General features: G+C 73.8%; 4 protein-coding genes. All 4 read left to right on the plus strand.

Annotation, left to right across the window (positions count from 1 at the left end; translation table 11 throughout):
• The first annotated feature begins 17 nt into the window (after positions 1-17).
• From O7553_RS04945 to O7553_RS04960, 4 genes are read left to right on the plus strand one after another with little or no spacing between them, the layout of a single operon-like run.
• Positions 18-1286 carry an activator-dependent family glycosyltransferase gene (locus tag O7553_RS04945; RefSeq protein ID WP_281553683.1) on the plus strand — a complete coding sequence of 423 codons (1269 nt, stop codon included), beginning with the start codon at positions 18-20 and terminating at the stop codon, positions 1284-1286.
• On the plus strand, positions 1273-5499 hold the full coding sequence (locus O7553_RS04950; RefSeq protein ID WP_281553684.1) for an SDR family NAD(P)-dependent oxidoreductase: 4227 nt from the start codon (positions 1273-1275) through the stop codon (positions 5497-5499). Before O7553_RS04945 ends, O7553_RS04950 begins: the two co-directional genes overlap by 14 nt.
• Before the next feature lie 6 nt (positions 5500-5505).
• Positions 5506-10263, plus strand: coding sequence for a type I polyketide synthase (locus O7553_RS04955; protein ID WP_281553685.1), 4758 nt, complete (start codon positions 5506-5508; stop codon positions 10261-10263).
• The gene (locus tag O7553_RS04960; RefSeq protein ID WP_348650102.1) at positions 10263-19808 is read left to right on the plus strand and encodes an SDR family NAD(P)-dependent oxidoreductase; all 9546 of its coding nucleotides are present in this window, start codon (positions 10263-10265) and stop codon (positions 19806-19808) included. The genes O7553_RS04955 and O7553_RS04960 overlap by 1 nt, the downstream gene beginning before the upstream one ends.
• Positions 19809-19829 lie beyond the last annotated feature (21 nt).

A 19829-nucleotide genomic window follows, 5' to 3' on the forward strand; every position in this document is an offset into this window, starting at 1 on the left:
CGCAACAGGAGAAGGCAATGCGTGTCCTGGTGACCACCTCCGCCGTCAACTCGCACCTGTACAACCTCGTGCCGACCGCCTGGGCGCTGCGCGCGGCGGGCCACGAGGTGTGCGTCGCCACTCAGCCCAATCTCATCGAGGAGACCAAGCGGACCGGTCTGACCGCGGTGGCGGTGGGCGAGGAGCTGCCGACCGCCCGTGGCAACCTGGACACCTCGGACACCCCGTACGGGCTCGGCGTCGACATCACCGAGACCGACCCGGCCACGCTCACCCTGCCGTACGTGCGGGAGGTGTTCCGGGCGTACACCTCGGTGGTCTGTGAGTACATGGCGGGCGACTCGATGCTGTCCGACCTGGTGGACTTCGCCCGGGTCTGGCGGCCGGACCTGGTGTTGTGGGACGCCCACAACTACGCCGCGCCGGTGATGGCCCGGGCGGCGGACCTGCCGCACGTACGCATCATCCCCGCACCCGACCACTGGGCCCGAATGCGGGCGATCTTCCTCGACCTGGTCCGCGACGATCCGGCGGCGGCCGCCGACGACCCGCTGGCCGACTACCTCGGCGGCAAGCTGGCCCGCTACGGCCGCGAGTTCGACGAGGAGATGGTGGTCGGCCAGGCCACCCTGGAGCCGATTCCCACCTGCCTGCGGGTGCGCGCCGACGTCGACTACCGGCCAGTGCGGCACGTTCCCTACAGCGGGCCGAGTGTGATCCCCGCCTGGTTGCGCCGCAAGCCCAAGCGGCGGCGGGTGTGCCTCACGCTGGGCCAGACCCGGCGCGCGCTCGGCCCGGCCGAATCCGACGACAGCGGTGCCGCCGGTCTGCTCTCCGCGATCGCCGACCTCGATGTCGAGGTGATCGCCACCCTCAACGCCAGCCAGATCCCACCGGGCACGCCGATCCCGGACAACGTGCGGCTGTTCGACTACGTCCCGCTCAACGCGCTGCTGCCGACCTGCGCGGCGGTGGTTCATCTCGGTGGCATGGGTACGGTCAACGCCGCTGTCGTGCACGGCGTACCGCAGGTGGGAATGCCCGGGAACATCTGGGGCGAGGCCGGCATCATGCGCGAGATGGCGGCCCGGGGCGCGGCGCTGGTCGCCGAACCCGGCAATCTCGTGGCCCAGCTCGCCAGAGTGCTCGACGAACCGTCGTTCACCGACGCCGCCACGCAGTTGCGCAAGGAGATGCTCGCCACGCCCAGCCCGCGCGACATCGTGCCCGACGTCGAGGAGATCGCCGGGGCACGGGCGAAGGGAGACGGCGATGGCCGCCGATGATTCGCGGTTGCTCGACTATCTGCGTCGCGCCACCGCCGAGCTCAAGGAGACGCGTCGGCGGCTGGACGCGGCCGAGCAGCGGGACCGGGAACCGATCGCGATCGTGGGGATGGCGTGCCGGTTCCCCGGTGGGGTGGTCTCGCCGGAGGGGTTGTGGGATCTGGTGGTGGGTGAGGGGGATGCGACTGGTGAGTTTCCGGTGGACCGGGGGTGGGACACGGAGGCGTTGTTCGATCCTCGGCCGGGTCGGGTGGGGCGGTCGTATGTGCGTCGTGGTGGGTTCCTGTATGACGCGGCGGGGTTCGATGCGGGGTTCTTCGGGGTGGGTCCGCGTGAGGCGCGGGAGATGGATCCGCAGCAGCGGTTGTTTCTTGAGGTGTCGTGGGAGGCGTTGCGGCGGGCGGGGGTGGAGCCGGCGTCGTTGGCGGGTAGTCGTACCGGTGTCTACGCCGGGGTGATGCACCACGACTACCCCGAAAGCAGCGGGCTGGGCAGCGCGGTCTCCGGTCGGGTGGCGTACCACCTGGGTCTGGAGGGGCCGGCGGTCGCGGTGGACACGGCGTGTTCGTCGTCGTTGGTGGCGTTGCATCTGGCGGTCAACGCGTTGCGTTCGGGTGAGTGCGAGCTGGCCCTGGCCGGCGGGGTGACGGTGATGTCCACCCCGGAGGTCTTCGTCGACTTCAGTCGGCAGCGTGGGTTGGCGCCGGACGGGCGGTGCAAACCGTTCTCCGACGACGCCGACGGCACCGGCTGGGCCGAGGGGGTCGGCGTCCTCGCCGTCGAACGGCTCTGCGACGCCCAGCGCAACGGTCGACGGATCCTCGCGGTGGTGCGCGGCAGCGCGACCGGTTCGGACGGTGCCAGCAGCGGGATGTCCGCGCCCAACGGTCCGGCGCAGCAGCGGGTGATCCGGCAGGCGTTGACGGCGGCGGGGTTGTCGACGGTGGACGTCGATGTGGTGGAGGCGCACGGTACGGGCACCCGGTTGGGGGATCCGATCGAGGCGCAGGCGTTGCTGGCGACGTACGGGCGGGGTCGGGACGCGGATCGTCCGTTGTGGTTGGGGTCGTTGAAGTCGAACATCGGTCATGCGCAGGCGGCGGCGGGTGTGGGTGGTGTGATCAAGATGGTGATGGCGTTGCGGGCGGGGGTGTTGCCGCGGTCGTTGCATGTGTCGGAGCCGTCATCGCATGTGGACTGGTCGTCGGGTGGGGTGCGGCTGTTGACCATGGCGCGGCCGTGGCCGGACAGGGGTGGGCCGCGTCGGGCCGGGGTGTCGTCGTTCGGCTTCAGCGGCACCAACGCCCACGTGATCCTGGAACAGGCGCCCGACAGCCCCGCCGACACCGCTGCGGTGGCCACCCGCGAGTTCCAGCATGAACGCTTCTGGCGGCTCCCGCTGACCGACACCCTCGCCGCGGCCGGCCTCACCGGCGCCGGACATCCCATGATCGGGGCACTCGTCGAATCCCCCGACTCCGGCGAGATCCATCTCACCGGCCGCCTCAGCGTCGACGCGCAACCCTGGCTGGCCGACCACGTGGTGCACGGTCGGGTCCTGGTGCCCGGCACCGCCTTCGTCGAGCTCGCCATCCGGGCCGGTGACCAGGCGGGAACCAGCGGAATCGACGAGCTGATCTGCGAACGTCCGCTGGTGCTGCCTGAGCACGGCACGGTCGCCGTCCACGTCGTCGTCCGGGCCCTCGACGAGTCCGGCCGGCGCCCCGTCGCGGTGTACTCCCGTACCGACGCGGCCGACCAGCCATGGCAGCGCCACGCCAGCGGCCTGCTCGGCGCTGCCAACCTGGCCGCAACCGGGCCGCGGGCTCCGTGGCCGCCGGCCGGCGCCAGCACCGTGCCCGTCGACGAGCTGTACGACGAACTCGCCGACCTCGGCTACGAGTACGGGCCGGCGTTCCGCGCGACACGTGCCGCGTGGCGTCGTGACGACGAGGTGTTCGCCGAGGTCGCCGTGCCCGAACACGAGCACACCGACGCGACCCGGTTCGGGATCCACCCCGCCCTGCTCGACAGCGCCCTGCACGCGGCGATAGCCGGTGAGCGGGGTGCGCCCGGCGACGGCCACGCCTGGCTGCCGTTCGCCTGGACCAACGTCGCGTTGCACACGGCGGGGGCGGCCGCAGCGCAGGCCCGGGTACGGCACCTGGCCGACGGTTCCCTGTCCGTCACCCTCACCGCCGCCGACGGCGAACCGGTGCTCACCGTCGGCTCGCTGCTCGCCCGGCCCACGTCGGTCGACACCGCCGAAGTGGACTCCACGACCGGGGCCCTGTACCGCATCGGCTGGGACCGTCTCACGCTCGACGCCGCGACCGCACCGCCCGCGGTGACCGTCGGAGGGCCCGCGACCGGACCGGTCGACGCGTCCGGGACGGCGGTGCACGTCACCGACCTGGCGGCGCTGTCGGCCGCACTGGACGACGGTCGACCGGTACCACAGGTCGTGCTGCGCTACGCCGATGCGCCGGCGGTGCCCGACGTGCCAGCCGCTGTCCGCGAGCTGATCCACCAGGTGCTCACCGACCTGCGCACCTGGCTCGCCGACGAGCGGTTCGCCGCCTCCCGGCTCGCGGTCGTGACCCGCGAAGCGGCCATGGTCGAACCGGCAACGGCAACGGCTGCTGCTGCGGCCGCCGACACGGACCTGGACATGGTGGCCGCTCCACTCTGGGGCCTGGTCCGGGCCGCCGCCGCCGAACATCCCGGACGGTTCTGCCTGGTCGACGTCGACGACACCACGACCATGGCGGAGGTCGCCGCCGCAGCGAGCGCCGGCGAACCCGAGGTGGCGCTGCGCTCCGGTGCGGCGTGGGTACCTCGCCTGCGCCGGGTGGAAGTGCCCACCGGGCACGGGCGCCAGCCGGCGTTCGGCGCCGGCACCGTCCTGGTCACCGGAGGTACCGGAGGGCTCGGCGCCCTGCTGGCCCGGCACCTGGTCACCGAACATGGCGTACGCCGGTTGCTGCTGGCCAGTCGACGCGGACCTGCGGCCGCGGGTGCCCAGCAGCTGCGGGCCGACCTCACCGCGCTCGGCGCGCAGGTACGGCTGGTCGCCTGTGACACCGCCGATCGGGATGAGCTCGCCACCCTGCTCGCCAGTGTTCCCGACGCGCACCCGCTGAGCGCGGTGGTGCACGCCGCCGGAGTCGCCGACGGCGGGCTGATCGTCACCCAACGACCCGACCAGGTCGACGTGGTCCTACGCCCCAAAGTAGATGCCGCGTGGCACCTGCACGAACTGACCCGTGACCGCGAGCTGGCCGCGTTCGTCCTGTTCTCCTCCGCCGGCGGCCTGGTCCTGCCGGCGGGGCAGAGCGGCTATGCCGCCGCCAACGTCTTCCTCGACGCCCTCGCCGCCCACCGGCGGGCCACCGGCCTTTCCGCGTTGGCGTTGGCCTGGGGAGCCTGGGCGGGTCCGGCCGGCATGGCGGGCGGCCTCGACGAGCCGGCCCGCCAACGGCTGGACCGACTCGGGGTGCCCGCGTTGCCAGTGGACCGGGCGCTCGCCCTGTTCGACGCCGCGCTGCGCGGTGCCGAGCCGTGCCTGGCGCCGCTGCGGATCGATCCGGTCGCGCTGCGCGAGCAGGCAGCCGACGACCTGCCCGCCCTGCTGCGCGGCGTCGCCGGCCCGACCCGGCGGGTCAGTCGCAGCACGACTCCCGCAGCCGGATCCGGGCCGACGCTACGGCTGCACCACCTGCCGCCCGCGCAACGCGACGAGCAATTGCTCGCTCTGGTCACCCGGCACGTCGCCACCGCACTCGGGCACGATCGGCCGGACGCGGTGGACCCGCACCGCGCCTTCCAGGACATGGGCTTCGACTCGCTCGCCGCGGTCGAACTGCGCAACGCCCTGGCGGCGGCGACCGGGCTGTCACTGGCGGCGTCACTGGTCTTCGACCAGCCGACCGCCGTCGCCGTCGCCCGGCACCTGGCCCAGCAGTTGGAGACGTCCACGGACCCGGTGAAACCACTGCTGGACGAGGTCGACCGGCTGGCGACCACGCTGACGGCGGCCAGCGGGACCGTCAGCGACCGGGAGGCGGTCACCGACCGGTTGGAGGCGCTGCTGCGCAGTTGGCGTGCCAGCGGGGCGGCCGGCCAGCCGGCGGCACCGGACCTGGGTACCGCCAGCGACGAGGAGCTGTTCGCCGCGCTCGACACCGAGTTCGGCGTGACTGGACGGGGGTGAGTGACCATGGCGACCGCCGACGAACTGCGTGACTACCTGCGGCGCGCCACCAGCGAGCTACAGCAGACCCGACAGCAGTTGCGCGCGGCCGAGGCACGTGACCAGGAACCGATCGCCATCGTGGCGATGGGCTGCCGCTATCCCGGTGGGGTGCGGTCACCTGAGGGCCTGTGGCGGCTGGTCGCCGACGAGGTGGACGCGATCGGGGAGTTCCCCACGGACCGGGGCTGGGACGTCGAGCAGCTGTACCACCCGCAGCCGGGTCAGCCGGGTCGCAGCTACGTACGCCACGGCGGGTTCCTCTACGACGCGGCCGAGTTCGACGCGGCGTTCTTCGGCATCAGCCCTCGGGAAGCGATGCGAGCCGACCCTCAGCGGCGGCTGCTGCTGGAGGTGGCCTGGGAGACGGCGGAGCGGGCCGGCGTCGACCCGACCTCGCTCGCCGGCACGTCCACCGGCGTCTTCGTCGGAGTGATGTACCACGACTACGCCGGTGGCGGCCCCACCGGCAGCCTCGTGTCCGGTCAGATCGCCTACAACCTGGGGTTGGAGGGACCGGCGGTCACCGTGGACACCGCCTGCTCGTCCTCGCTGGTCGCGGTGCACCAGGCGATGGGGTCGCTACGCCGGGGCGAGTGCACCCTCGCGTACGCCGGCGGTGTCACGGTGATGGGCACCCCGGAGCTGTTCGTCGACTTCAGCCGGCAGCGGGCACTCGCGCCGGACGGGCGGTGCAAGTCCTTCGCCGCCGCGGCCGACGGCGCGGCGTGGTCCGAAGGGGCCGGGTTGCTGCTGCTGGAGCGGTTGTCCGACGCCCGGCGCAACCGGCACCCGGTGCTGGCGGTGCTGCGTGGCAGCGCGGTCAACTCCGACGGGGCCTCCAACGGCATGTCCGCGCCGAACGGTCCCGCGCAGCAGCGGGTGATCCGCCGGGCGCTGCGTGACGCCGGGCTGCGGGAGTCCGACGTCGCCGTGGTCGAAGCCCACGGCACCGGCACCACGCTCGGTGACCCGATCGAGGCGCAGGCCCTGCTCGCCACCTACGGCCAGCACCGCGAACAACCGTTGTGGCTCGGCTCCATCAAGTCCAACCTCGGGCATCCCCAGGCGGCCGCCGGGGTGGCCGGGATCATCAAGATGGTGCAGGCGATGCGGCACTCGATGCTGCCGCGGACCCTGCACGTCGACCGCCCGACCCCGCAGGTGGACTGGTCGGCCGGCAACGTCGAACTGCTCACCGAGGCCCGCAAGTGGCCGGTGAACGGCCAACCGCGTCGGGCAGGCGTGTCGTCGTTCGGCTTCGGCGGCACCAACGCCCACCTGATCATCGAGGAAGCACCGTCGGCGTCACCAGCGGCACCGCCGAGCACCGCCGGCCCGCTGCTGCCCCTGGTCCTGTCCGCCCGGACCGCCGCCGCGCTGCGCAGCCAGGCCCGGCGGCTGCTGCCGGTGGTCGCCGGCGACGAAGCGCTGTCCGACATCTGCGGCACGCTCGCCACCGGTCGCGCCGCCCTGCCACACCGGGCGGTGGTGCTCGCCGCCGACCGGGCGGCGGCGGTCGACGGGCTGACCGCTGTGGCCCGCGCGTCAACGGCGGCCTCGGTGGCCACCGGGTCCGCCGCGCCGGGCAAGCTCGCGTTCGTCTGTACCGGCCAGGGCGCGCAGCGGCTGGCGATGGGGCGCGAGTTGGCCGCCGCCTACCCGCCCTTCGCGCAGGCATGGGACGACGTCTGCGACCGGCTGGACACCCAGCTGCCCCGGCCGCTGCGTCAGGTCGTCGACGGCGGCGACGAGCAGGCGCTCAACCAGACGGTGTACGCCCAGGCCGGGCTCTTCGCCGTCGAGGTGGCGCTGATCCGGCTGCTCGCCGCCTGGGGGATCCGGCCCCAACTGCTGGCCGGCCACTCCGTCGGCGAGATCAGCGCGGCGTACACCGCCGGGGTCCTCTCCCTCGACGACGCGTGCCGGCTGGTGGTCACCCGGGGAACGCTGATGCAGAAGCTGCCTGCCGGTGGCGCGATGGCGGTGGTCCAGGCGCCGGAATCCGAGGTGACCCCGCTGCTCACCGGCGGGGCGGCGATCGCCGCGGTGAACACCCCCGACTCGGCGGTCGTGTCCGGCCCACGCGAGGCGGTGACCGCCGTGACCGAGCGGCTCGCCGCCGACGGCCGGCAGGTCATCTGGCTGCGGGTGTCGCACGCGTTCCATTCGCCGTTGATGGACCCGGTGCTCGACGAGTTCCAGGCCGCCGTGGCCACTCTCGACCTCCGTCCGCCCCAACTGCCGGTCGTGTCCACCGCCACCGGTCGGCCGGCGTCGGCACAGCTGGCGACCGCGCAGTACTGGGCGAGTCAGATCCGTCAGCCGGTGCGGTTCGCCGACGCCGTGACCGCGCTGCGTGAGCTGGGCGCGACCACCTTCGTCGAGATCGGGCCGGACGCGGCGCTGACCGGTCCGATGCGCGGCTGCCTGGGCGCCAGTCCTGACGTCCGGGTGGTGCCGCTGCTGCGCCGGGGCCGGCCCGAGCCGGAGACCCTGCAGCGGGCCGTGGCCGAACTGCACGTGCGGGGCATCACCCCGGACTGGTCGGCGGTGCTGGGGGGTACGCCGGAGCCGGTCGAACTGCCGACGTATCCGTTCGAACGGCAACGTTTCTGGTGGGTGCCGGCCCCGTACACGCCGCAGACGGAGCCACCGGCAGGGCCGGCGGCCGGGAAACAGTCGACGGACACCGCACCGACGGCCGGCACCGCACAGCCGGCCGACGCCGCACAGCCGGGCGGCAGCGGGGATCAGCCGACCCCGGTCGACTCCTGGCGCTACCGGGTGCGCTGGCAGCCGGTGGCGGACCCGCCGGGCCGGCTCGACCCGCCCGGACCGGGTCAGGAGAACTGGCTGGTAGCCGTACCGGCCGGGTATCCCTGGTCCGACGCGCTCGTCGCCGAACTCGCCACCGACGGCGTCAGAGTCCGTACCGTCGAGGTCGGTGACGGTGACCGGGAGAGCCTGGCCGCACGGCTCACCACACTCGCCGCCGCCGCCCCGCCGCACGGCGTGCTCAGCCTGCTCGCGTCGCACAACGACCCCGATCCGGCACACCCCACCCTGACCGGTGGCAGCCGGGGAACCGTCCTGCTCTGCCAGGCACTGACCGACGCCGGGATCGAGGCACGCCTGTGGTGTGTCACCCGTCAGGCGGTAGCGGTGGACCGGTTCGACCTCCCGGCCGACCCGCACCAGGCGGCGATCTGGGGTCTGGGTGTCGGACTGGCGATCGACCAGCCGGACACCTGGGGCGGTCTGATCGACCTGCCCGCCCAGCCCGACCGGGAAGCGGTCGCCCGGTGCGTGGCGGTGCTGCGGGCCGGCGGCCCGGAGGATCAGCTCGCGATCCGGCCGGCGGCCACCTTCGCCCGTCGGATGGTGCGTGCCGGGCGTGACCCCGGCACCGCCGAATGGCGACCACGCGGCACGGTCCTGGTCACCGGCGGCACCGGGGGCGTCGGCCGGCACGTGGCACGGTGGCTCGCCGAGCACGGCGCCGAGCACCTGGTGTTGACCGGTCGGCGTGGACCGGAGGCGGCCGGCGCTGCGGACCTGGCCGCCGAGATCCGCGCACTCGGCGTCGAGGTGAGCATCGTGGCCTGCGACGTCACCGACCGGGCGGCACTGCGGCGGCTGCTCGACGGGCTGCCGGCCGTACCGCCGCTGACCGCGGTGGTCCACGCGGCCGGCACGCTGCACGGGCAGCGGCCGCTCACCCAGCTCACCGTCGCCGATTTCGCCGCCGCCGGAGCGGCGAAGATCTCCGGCGCGGTGCATCTGGACGAGCTGACCGCACACCTGCCGCTGGACGCCTTCGTGCTGTTCACCTCCGGCGCGGCGATCTGGGGCAGCGCCCAACAGCCCGGGTACGCCGCCGCGAACGCCTTCCTCGACGCGTTCGCGGTACGCCGCAGGGCTGCCGGTAGACCGGCCACTGCCATCGCCTGGGGGCCCTGGGCCGGTGGCGGCATGGTGGACGAGACGGCCAGCGCCCATCTGCGGCAACTCGGCATCCGTGAGCTCGACCCACGGTTGGCCGCCGGTCGGCTCGTCGAAGCGGGCGGGGAGGAGGCCGCACTGGTGGTGGCCGACGTCAACTGGGCGAGGTTCGGACCGATCCACACGCTTGCCCGGCCCCGACCGCTGGTCGCCGGACTGCTGCCGCCGACCGCCGGATTGGGGCAGCCGGTCGACCCGGCCGAGGCCGGCACGCTCGTGGTCCAGCTCGCCGGACTCGACGACGGCGACCAGTTGCAGGTCCTGTCGAATCTGGTACGGGCACAGGCAGCCGCGGTCCTCGGCCACGGCGACGCCACCGACGTCGCCCCTGGCACCAACTTCAAGGACCTCGGCTTCGACTCGGTCAGCGCCGTCGACTTCCGCGACCGGCTCGGCGTGGCCGCCGGCCTGCGGCTGCCGGCGACCGTCGTGTTCGACCACGCGACCCCGGCGGCGCTGGCCAGCTACCTGCGTGACGAACTGTGCGGACCGGGTTCCGAGGCGGAGCCGGTGCTGGCCACGCTGGACCGGCTGGAAGCCCTGGCCGGACCCCTCACACCGGACGAGATCGCGCGCACCCGCATCACCGGCAGGCTGCAGTCGCTGGTGAGCAGATTGACCGAAGTCGTCGACGGACCCGCCGTCACCACGGTCGTTGATCGGCTCGCGGAAGCGAGTGCCGATGACGTCTTCGACTTCATCGACAAGGAGCTGGGCTGATGGCCACTATGGACGACGACGGTAAGCTGCTGCAGTACCTCAAGCGGGTGACCGCGGAGCTCCATCAGACCCGCCGGCGACTGCACGAGGTGGAGTCGGCGGACCGGGACCCGATCGCGATCGTGGCGATGTCCTGCCGCTACCCGGGTGGCGTCACCAGTCCGGAGGAGCTGTGGCGGCTCGTCGTCGACGAGGTCGACGCGATCGGCCCGTTCCCCACCGACCGTGGCTGGACCACCGGTCCGCTGCCGACCGGTGACGAGGACGGTCCGGCCGACGGCCACGTCCGCGAGGGTGGCTTCCTCGCCGACCCGGCCGGCTTCGACGCCGAACTGTTTGAAATGTCGCCCCGGGAGGCCCTGGCCACCGATCCGCAGCAACGGATCATGCTGGAGCTGGCGTGGGAGACCTTCGAACGGGCCGGGCTCGCCCCGGATTCGCTCGACGGGGCGCAGGTCGGCGTGTTCGTCGGCAGCGGTGCCCAGGACTACTACGACGACTTGTCGGCGGCCGCGACGGAGGCCGTCTCCGCGTACTTCAGCACCGGCAACGCGGCCTCGGTCATCTCGAGCCGGATCTCGTACGCCTTCGGCCTGGCCGGCCCGGCGTTGACCATCGACACCGCCTGTTCGTCGTCGCTGGTGGCGCTGCACGTCGCCGCGCAGGCCCTGCGGCAGCGGGAATGCTCGATGGCGCTCGCCGGGGGCGTGATGGTCATGGCGACTCCGGGCCCGTTCGTCGCCTTCAGCAAGCAACGTGGTCTGGCATCGGACGGGCGGTGCAAACCGTTCTCCGACGACGCCGACGGCACCGGCTGGGCCGAGGGCGCCGGTGTCCTGCTGCTGGAACGGCTCTCCGACGCCCAGCGCAACGGGCATCCCGTTCTGGCCGTCATCCGGGGATCGGCGGTCAACCAGGACGGCGCCTCCAACGGCCTGACCGCGCCGAACGGGCTGGCGCAGCAGCGGGTGATCCGGCAGGCGTTGACGGCGGCGGGGTTGTCGACGGTGGACGTCGATGTGGTGGAGGCGCACGGTACCGGTACCCGGTTGGGGGATCCGATCGAGGCGCAGGCGTTGCTGGCGACGTACGGGCGGGGTCGGGACGCGGATCGTCCGTTGTGGTTGGGGTCGTTGAAGTCGAACATCGGTCATGCGCAGGCGGCGGCGGGTGTGGGTGGTGTGATCAAGATGGTGATGGCGTTGCGGGCGGGGGTGCTGCCGCGGTCGTTGCATGTGTCGGAGCCGTCGTCGCATGTGGACTGGTCGGCGGGTGGGGTGCGGCTGTTGACCCGGGCGCGGCCGTGGCCGGGTACCGACGAACCACGTCGGGCCGGGGTGTCGTCGTTCGGCGTCAGCGGCACCAACGCCCACCTGATCCTGGAACAGGCCGAGCCGGCCGGGGAAAGCGGCACCGGCGACACCGATCTGCCGCAGCCGACCCGCCGGTTCCACCGCAAACGCTACTGGTTGGACGATCGGGCGCCGGCCGGAGATCTGGCGACCGTCGGGCTGGACCCCGCCGACCATCCCCTCCTCGCCGCCGTCACCGTCGTGGCCGACACCCAGGGCGCGGTGCTCACCGGGCGCTTGTCCACCGCCACCCACCCGTGGCTGGCCGAACACCGGGTCCACGGCGAGGTGATCCTGCCGGGCACCGCCTTCGTCGAGCTCGCCGTCCGGGCCGCCGACCAGCTCGGTTGCGCCCACATCGCCGAACTCACCCTGCACGCTCCGATGCGGCTGCCGGCCCACGGCGGCGTACGGATCCAGGTCGTCGTCGGTGAACCCGACCAGGCCGGTGCCCGGCGGATCAGCATCCACTCCCGGGCCGAGCAGGCCGTCGCGGCGCGGTCGTGGACCAGCCACGCCACCGGTCACCTCACCACCGCCCCGATCCCGTCCGGGGCCGATCAGCCGGAGGCCGAGCCCAGCTGGCCACCGGCCGGCGCGGAGCCGGTCCCGATCGACACCCTCGACGACACGCTGGCCGGTGCCGGTCTCGACTACGGGCCAGCCTTCCGCGGGTTGCGCGCCGTGTGGCGTCAGGGTGTCCGGCTCTGGGCCGACGTACGGCTGCCCGACCCCGGCGACGCCGACCGCTTCGGCCTGCACCCTGCCGTACTCGACGCCGCCACCCAGGCACTCGCCGTCGACCTGGGCGACGGGCAGGGCCACGCCCGGTTGCCGTTTTCCTGGTCCGGCGTCACCCTGCACGCCACCGGCGCCGCCGAACTGCGGGTCAGGTTCACCCCGACCTCACCGGACACGTACGCCGTGGCGGCCTTCGACCATGCCGGCCACCTCGTCGCCACCGCGACAGCGGTCACCTTCCGGCCGCTCGCCGCCGTCGCGGCGGCACCGGCGCGGACCGCCGACCTGCACCGGCTCGACTGGGTCCCGATCGCGGACCCGGGCCGTGACCGCCCGGCCGAGGGTGTGCACCTGCTCCGCCTCGACGAGGTCTGCGGCGACGACCCGGACACGATCCGTGAGCACTGCCGGCAGTTGCTGGCGACGTTGCAGCACTGGCTCGGTGACGCCACCAACAACGGCACCCGGCTGGCCGTCGTGACCCGGGGCGCCGTACCGGTCGCCGGCACCGGCGGTGATCTCGCCGGCGCGGCCGTCTGGGGGCTGGTACGGTCCGCCCAGGCCGAACATCCGGACCGGTTCCTGCTGGTCGACGCGGACCCGGTGGACCGCACCGACCCGTCCGGCGTCAGCGGCGTGGCCGCCACCGGCGACACGCCGGCCGACGCCGACACCGTCGCTGCGGCGGTCGCGGCGGCGCTCGCCGCAGGGGAACCACAGGTGGCCGTACGCGGTGGCACGGCACACGCGGCCCGGCTGGCCCACCTTCCGGCGGCGGGCAACGCTCGACCGGTGCTCGACCCGGCCGGCACCGTACTGATCACCGGCGGGCCGGGATCGCTGGGTGCCATCGTGGCCCGACACCTGGTCGACCGGTACGCGGTCCGGCACCTGGTGCTGCTGAGCCGCCAGGGTGACCAGACCCCCGGAGCCGCCGCGCTCGTCGCCGAACTCGCCGAACTCGGCGCCCGGGCCCGGGTGGTCGCCTGCGACGTGGCCGACCGCGCCGCACTGGCCCGCGTGCTGACCGAGACCACCGCCCGGCGGCCGCTGACCGCCGTCGTGCACGCCGCCGGGGTGGTCGCCGACGGCGTCGTCACCGAGATGACCCCGCACCGGCTCGACGCCGTACTCGCGCCCAAGGTCGCCGGGGCGCTGCACCTGCACGAGCTGACCGCCGGGATGGACCTGGCCGCGTTCGTGATGTTCTCCTCCCTGTCCGGGGTGCTCGGCGCGCCGGGGCAGGCCAACTACGCCGCCGCCAACTCGGTTCTGGACGCGCTGGCGGCCCGGCGGCACCGGGCGGGGCTGCCCGCCGTCTCCGTGGCCTGGGGCCAGTGGGACACCGACGGCGGTATGACCGGAACGCTCGCTGAGGCCGACCGTGCCCGAATGGCCCGCGGCGGGGTACTGCCGCTGTCCGTGCCCGCCGGGCTGGCGCTGTTCGACGCCGCCGTCGCCGCCACCGCGCCCGCCGTCGTCGCCGCGGCGCTGCAACCGGCCCGGCTGCGTGCCGGCGACGGCGTACCGCCGGTCTTCAGCTCGCTGGTGGGTCCGCTCACCCGGCCGGCAGCGGGCGGCGGCACCGGGGCACTCGCCGCGCGCCTCGCAGAGCTCGCCGAGCGGGAACGGGCGGACCTGCTCCTCGACCTGGTCCGTACCCACGTCGCGACCGTGCTGGGACACGAATCACCGGAGGCGGTCGCCGCCGACCGTGAATTCCATCAGCTCGGCTTCGATTCGCTCACCGCCGTCGAGTTGCGCAACGCGTTGACCGCGGCGACCGGGCTACGGCTGCCGGCCACCCTGGTGTTCGACCATCCCACGGCGAACGCGGTGGCCGAGTACCTGCGCGCCGAACTCGTCGTCGGCGAGAGCCGGCCGGGAGGCGCCCTTGCCGTCGCGTCTTCGGCAGGCACCGACGAGCCGATCGCGATCGTCGCGATGGCCTGCCGCTACCCGGGCGGCGTCAGCTCGCCGGAGCAGTTGTGGACCCTCGTCGCCGACGGGGTCGACGCCATCGGCGAGTTCCCCGCCGACCGTGGCTGGCAGATCGACCAGCTCTACGACGCCAGCGGGGAACGGCCTGGCAGCACGTACGTGCGTACCGGGGGATTCCTCTACGACGCCGCCGATTTCGACGCCGGCTTCTTCGGCATCTCACCTCGCGAGGCGCCGACCGTCGACCCGCAGCAGCGGCTGCTGCTGGAGACCTCGTGGGAGGCCGTCGAACGGGCCGGCATCGACCCGTTGTCCCTGCGGGGCAGCGCTACCGGCGTCTTCGTCGGTGTCCAGTACCACGACTACGTGGCCAGCAGCTCCACCGGCGCGGTGGTGTCCGGTCGGGTGGCCCACCACTTCGGATTCGAAGGCCCGGCGGTCAGTGTCGACACCGCCTGCTCCTCGTCGCTGGTCTCGATGCACTGGGCGGCGCAGTCGCTGCGTACCGGGGAGTGCACGCTGGCGCTGGCCGGCGGGGTCACGGTGATGGCGACCCCGGAGACGTTCGTCGAGTTCAGCCGCCAACGCGGGCTGGCCCGCGACGGTCGCTGCAAGGCCTTCTCCACCGACGCCGACGGCACCGCCTGGGCGGAGGGCGCCGGGGTCCTCGTCCTGGAACGACTCTCCGACGCCCGCCGGCACGGTCACCCGGTGCTCGCCGTGATCCGGGGCTCGGCGGTCAACTCCGACGGCCGGTCCAACGGGCTCACCGCTCCGAACGGACCCGCCCAGCAGCGGGTGATCCGCCAGGCGTTGGCCAACGCCGGTCTGCGGCCGGGCGACGTCGACGTGGTGGAGGCGCACGGCACCGGCACGGCGTTGGGCGACCCGATCGAGGCGCAGGCCCTGCTCGCCACCTACGGGCAGGACCGGGACGAACCGCTCTGGCTGGGCTCGCTCAAGTCGAACATCGGGCACACCCAGGCCGCCGCCGGGGTCGCCGGAGTGATCAAGATGGTTCAGGCGATGCGGTACGCGACGATGCCGCGGACGCTGCACGTGACCGAGCCGTCGACGCATGTCGACTGGGCTGCGGGGAAGGTTCGGCTGCTGACCACGGACCGGCCGTGGCGGCGGACCGGCCAGCCCCGCCGGGCCGCGGTCTCGTCCTTCGGCGTCAGCGGTACCAACGCCCATCTGGTGATCGAGGAGGCAGACCCGCAGGATGCCGCCGTCACCGCCGGTGGTGACGGCGGTAGTGCGGCCGGCAGTGAGTCCGGCGGTGGGGCCGATGGTGGGGCCGGCGAGCCGCCGGTGGTGCCGTGGCTGCTGTCCGGCCGTACCCGCCAGGCACTGCAGGCACAGGCGGAGCGGCTGCTGAACCACGTCGACGACACCGACGACGAAGCGGCCGACATCGGCTACTCCACCGTGTTCCGGCCACAGTTGGAGCACCGGGCCGTGCTGCTCGGCGCGGAACGGGGCGACTTCCTGCTCGGGCTCGTCGCACTCGTCGACGGCGTCGAGGAGGCCGAGTCGGTGACCGGCACGGTCAGCAGCGGCGGCCTCGCCTTCGTCTTCTCCGGCCAGGGCGCGCAGCACCCCCGGATGGGACGGCAGCTCGCGGCCCGGTTCCCGGTGTTCGCGGCGGCGCTGCACGAGGTGACCAGCGAGTTCGACACGCGTCTGGACCCGCCGCTGGGTACGGTGCTCGCCGCCGAGCCGGGCAGCGCCGAGGCCGCGCTGCTCGACCAGACCGCCTACACCCAGGCCGGGGTGTTCGCCGTCGAGGTCGCCATGCTGCGGTTGCTGGAGTCGGTCGGGGTCCGTCCGGACCGGCTCGCCGGACACTCGATCGGCGAGCTGGCCGCCGCGTACGCCGCCGGCATGCTCTCGCTGTCCGACGCGTGCGCCCTGGTCGCCGCCCGGGGCACCCTGATGCAGGCGCTGCCGGCCGGCGGTGCGATGCTCGCCGTGCAGGCCAGCGAGGACGAGGTACGCCCGCTGCTGACCGGCCGGCTGGACCTCGCCGCCGTCAACGCGGCGCAGTCGGTGGTGCTCTCCGGTGCCGAGCAGGAGATCCGGGCCGTCGCCGAAAGGTTCGCCGGGCAGGGCAGGGCGGTGACCCGGCTGCGCGTGTCGCACGCGTTCCACTCGGCGGCGATGGAGCCGATGCTGGCCGCGTACCGCGAGGTGGTCGAGTCGGTCACCTTCCGGCCGCCCAGGGTGCCGCTGGTCTCCACGCTCACCGGCGCGGCGGCGGACCCGGAGCAGTTGTGCTCGGCGGAGTACTGGGTACGGCAGGTTCGCGAGCCGGTGCGCTTCCACGACGCGGTCCGCTGCCTCGAACGCGCCGGTGTCACCCGGTTCGTCGAGGTCGGGCCGGACGCCGTGCTCGTCCCGCTGGTGTCGCGTGGCGTCGCCGCGACGGTGGCGCCGCCGACGGTCGCGCCGACGATGCGTCGGGGCCGCGACGAGCCGCGTACGTTGCTGGACACGCTCGCCCGGTTGCACGTGTGCGGCGTCGCGGTGGACTGGTCGGCGGTCCTCGCCGACCTTCCGGTGCGCCGGGTACCCCTGCCCACCTACGCCTTCCAACGCCAGAGGTACTGGCTGGACAGTGTCGCGGGTGCCCTCGCCGATCCGGCTGCCGGTGCACATCCGCTCGTCGACCAGGCGGTGGAACTGCCCGGGTCGGGTGGGTTGATGCTGACCGGCCGGCTGTCCACCGCCACCCACCCCTGGCTGGCCGACCACGTGGTGCACGGACTGACCGTGCTGCCCGGCGCCGGCCTCGTCGAACTCGCCACCCGGGCCGGCGACCAGCTCGGGTGCGGGCGGATCGAGCAGCTCGACTTCGAACGTCCGCTGGTCCTGCCGGCCGGCGGCAGCGTCGCCGTGCAGGTGGAGGTCGGTGCCGCCGACGAACATGGGGCCCGGCGTGTCCTGGTGCACTCCCGGGCCGGATCCGCCGGGACCGACCCGCCCTGGCAGCGGCACGCCAGTGGGGTGCTGGTGCCGGACACTGCGGCCGCCGACCGGCTGGCACCAGACCCGGAGTTCACCCAGTGGCCGCCGCCGGGAGCCACCCCGGTGCCGCTGGACAGCTGGTACGACGAGCTCGCCGCGACCGCCGGAATCGCCTACGGCCCGGTCTTCCGCGGGGTGCGCGCGGTGTGGCGGCGGGCCGACGAGGTGTACGCCGACGTCGCCCTGCCGGCCGTGGCCGGCACTGACGCCGCCGACTTCAACCTGCACCCGGCGGTGCTGGACGCGGCCTGGCAGTTGGTGGCGCACAGCCCGGTGGCGGCGGCCGGCCCGCTGCTGCCGTTCGCGGTGACCGGGGTGAGCCTGTTCGCCACCGGCGCCGTCGAGGCGCGGGTGCGCGTCCGGGTGGCCGCGCCGGCGACGGTGTCGGTCGAGATCGCCGACGGTGCCGGTGTGCCGGTCGCCACCGTTGACGCGCTCGCGCTGCGCCCCGCCGGTGACCTGGCGCAGGCCCTCGACGACGTGGAGGTGTCCGCCGGTGACGGGTCAGCGGCCAGCCGCGACGGCGGAGGTCCGGGCGACGGGCCAGCGGCGGCGCTGCTGCGGGTCCAGTGGCAGCCGATCGCCGCACCCGACGTGTCGCCGAGCGTCGCCTGGCAGCTGGTCGGCCCGGACCGCTGGACGCTGGCGGCGCCGCTCACAGCGACCGCCGTACCGGACTTCGACGCCGTCGTCGCGTCGGCGGCCGACGGCGACGGCGAGGACCGGCCGGTGTTCCTGCTCAGCTGTGGCGGCGGCCCGGACCCGGACGTCGTGCACGGCGAGACCCGGCGGGCGGTCGACGCGTTGCGTACCTGGCTGGCCGACAGCCGGTTCGACGGGTCGAGGCTGGTGGTGGTGACCGGCGGCGGCGTCCCGGCCGGTGCCGTCGCCGGCGTGGACCCGGCCGGTGCCGCCGTCTGGGGCCTGGTACGCAGCGCGCAGGCCGAGCACCCCGATCGGATCGTGCTGGTCGACGTCGAGCCGGACCGGGTCTCGCCCGCGCTGCTGGCCTCGGCGGTGTCCACGGGGGAGCCCCAGGTGGCGGTCCGCGACGAAGCCCTGTACGTGCCCCGCCTGGTGCCGAGCGGTCCGCCGCCGCAGGACGCGCCCCCCACGCCCCCGGACTTCGGCTCGGGCACGGTCCTGGTGACCGGGGCGACCGGCGCCCTCGGCCGGGTGATCGCCCGGCACCTGGTGACCGGTCACGGCGTACGGCATCTGCTGCTGACCAGCCGGCGGGGCATGGCCGCGCCCGACATGACGCGGCTGCGTACCGACCTGCTCGACCTCGGCGCCCAGGTGACGGTCACGGCCTGCGACGTCACCGACCGCGACGAGGTGGCACGGTTGCTCGCCACGGTGCCGTCGGAGCATCCGCTCACCGGCGTCGTGCACGCGGCCGGCGTTCTCGACGACGCGGTGATCGGCTCGCTGACCGCCGACCGGATGTCGAACGTGCTGCGGCCCAAGGTGGACGCCGCGTGGCACCTGCACGAGCTGACCAGGGACACGCCGCTCGCCGCGTTCGTGACGTTCTCCTCCGCCGCCGGGGTCCTCGGCCCACCCGGTCAGGCCAACTACGCCGCGGCCAACGCCTACCTGGACGGGTTGGCCGCCCACCGGCGGGCGCACGACCTGCCGGCCAAGTCACTGGCCTGGGGCCTGTGGTCCACTGCCGACGAGGGGATGGGTGGCGCACTGACCGAAGCCGACCTGCGGCGGCTCGCCGAGACCGGTGTCCACCCGCTCGACGCCGAGACCGGTCTCGCCCTGTACGACCGGGCGGTGGCCCTGCCCGACGCCGTGCTGGTGCCGATCCGGCTCGATCCGGCGAAGCTGGGGCCGGACCGGCCGGCGTTGCTCGACGGCCTGGCCGCGCCCCCGCCGACGGACGATGGCACGACCGGGACGCGTCGGCGCTCCGCGCGGGACGCGAACGGCGGCGCGCCGACCGGTGGTGGCGGCGGCCGGCTCCGCGAGCAGCTCGCCGGCAAGTCCCGCCCGCAGGCGCAGGAACTGCTGCTGGAGATGATCCGCAGTGAGGCGGCGAAGCTGCTCGGGCACCCGGGGCCGGAGGCGATCGAGCCGGAGCGGGCCTTCAGCGAGCTGGGCTTCGATTCGTTGGCCGCGATCGGGTTCCGTAACCGGTTGACCCTGCTCACCGGCCGGCAGCAGCCGGCGACGTTGATCTTCGACTATCCCAACGCCGCCGCGCTGGCCCGGCAGTTCGCCGCCGACCTCGTGCCGGACACCGTCGACGGCGGCGCTGCGCTGCCCGACGACGAGATCCGGGCGGTGCTGAGCAGCATCCCGCTGGGCCGGCTGCGTGCCGCCGGACTGCTGGAGAGCCTGCTCGCGCTGGCCGGCGCGCCGACGCACCCGGCCGGCACGCCCCACCCGGCGGGCGGCTCCGCGATTGACGAAATGGACACCGAGAACCTCATCAGCATGGCCCTGCAGACGGCCGACTTCGGCGAGTGACGCGAGAGGTGTGAGATAGAC

The sequence above is a fragment of the Solwaraspora sp. WMMA2059 genome (genome assembly GCF_027497315.1).
In the GTDB taxonomy this organism is placed as follows: Bacteria; Actinomycetota; Actinomycetes; order Mycobacteriales; family Micromonosporaceae; genus Micromonospora_E.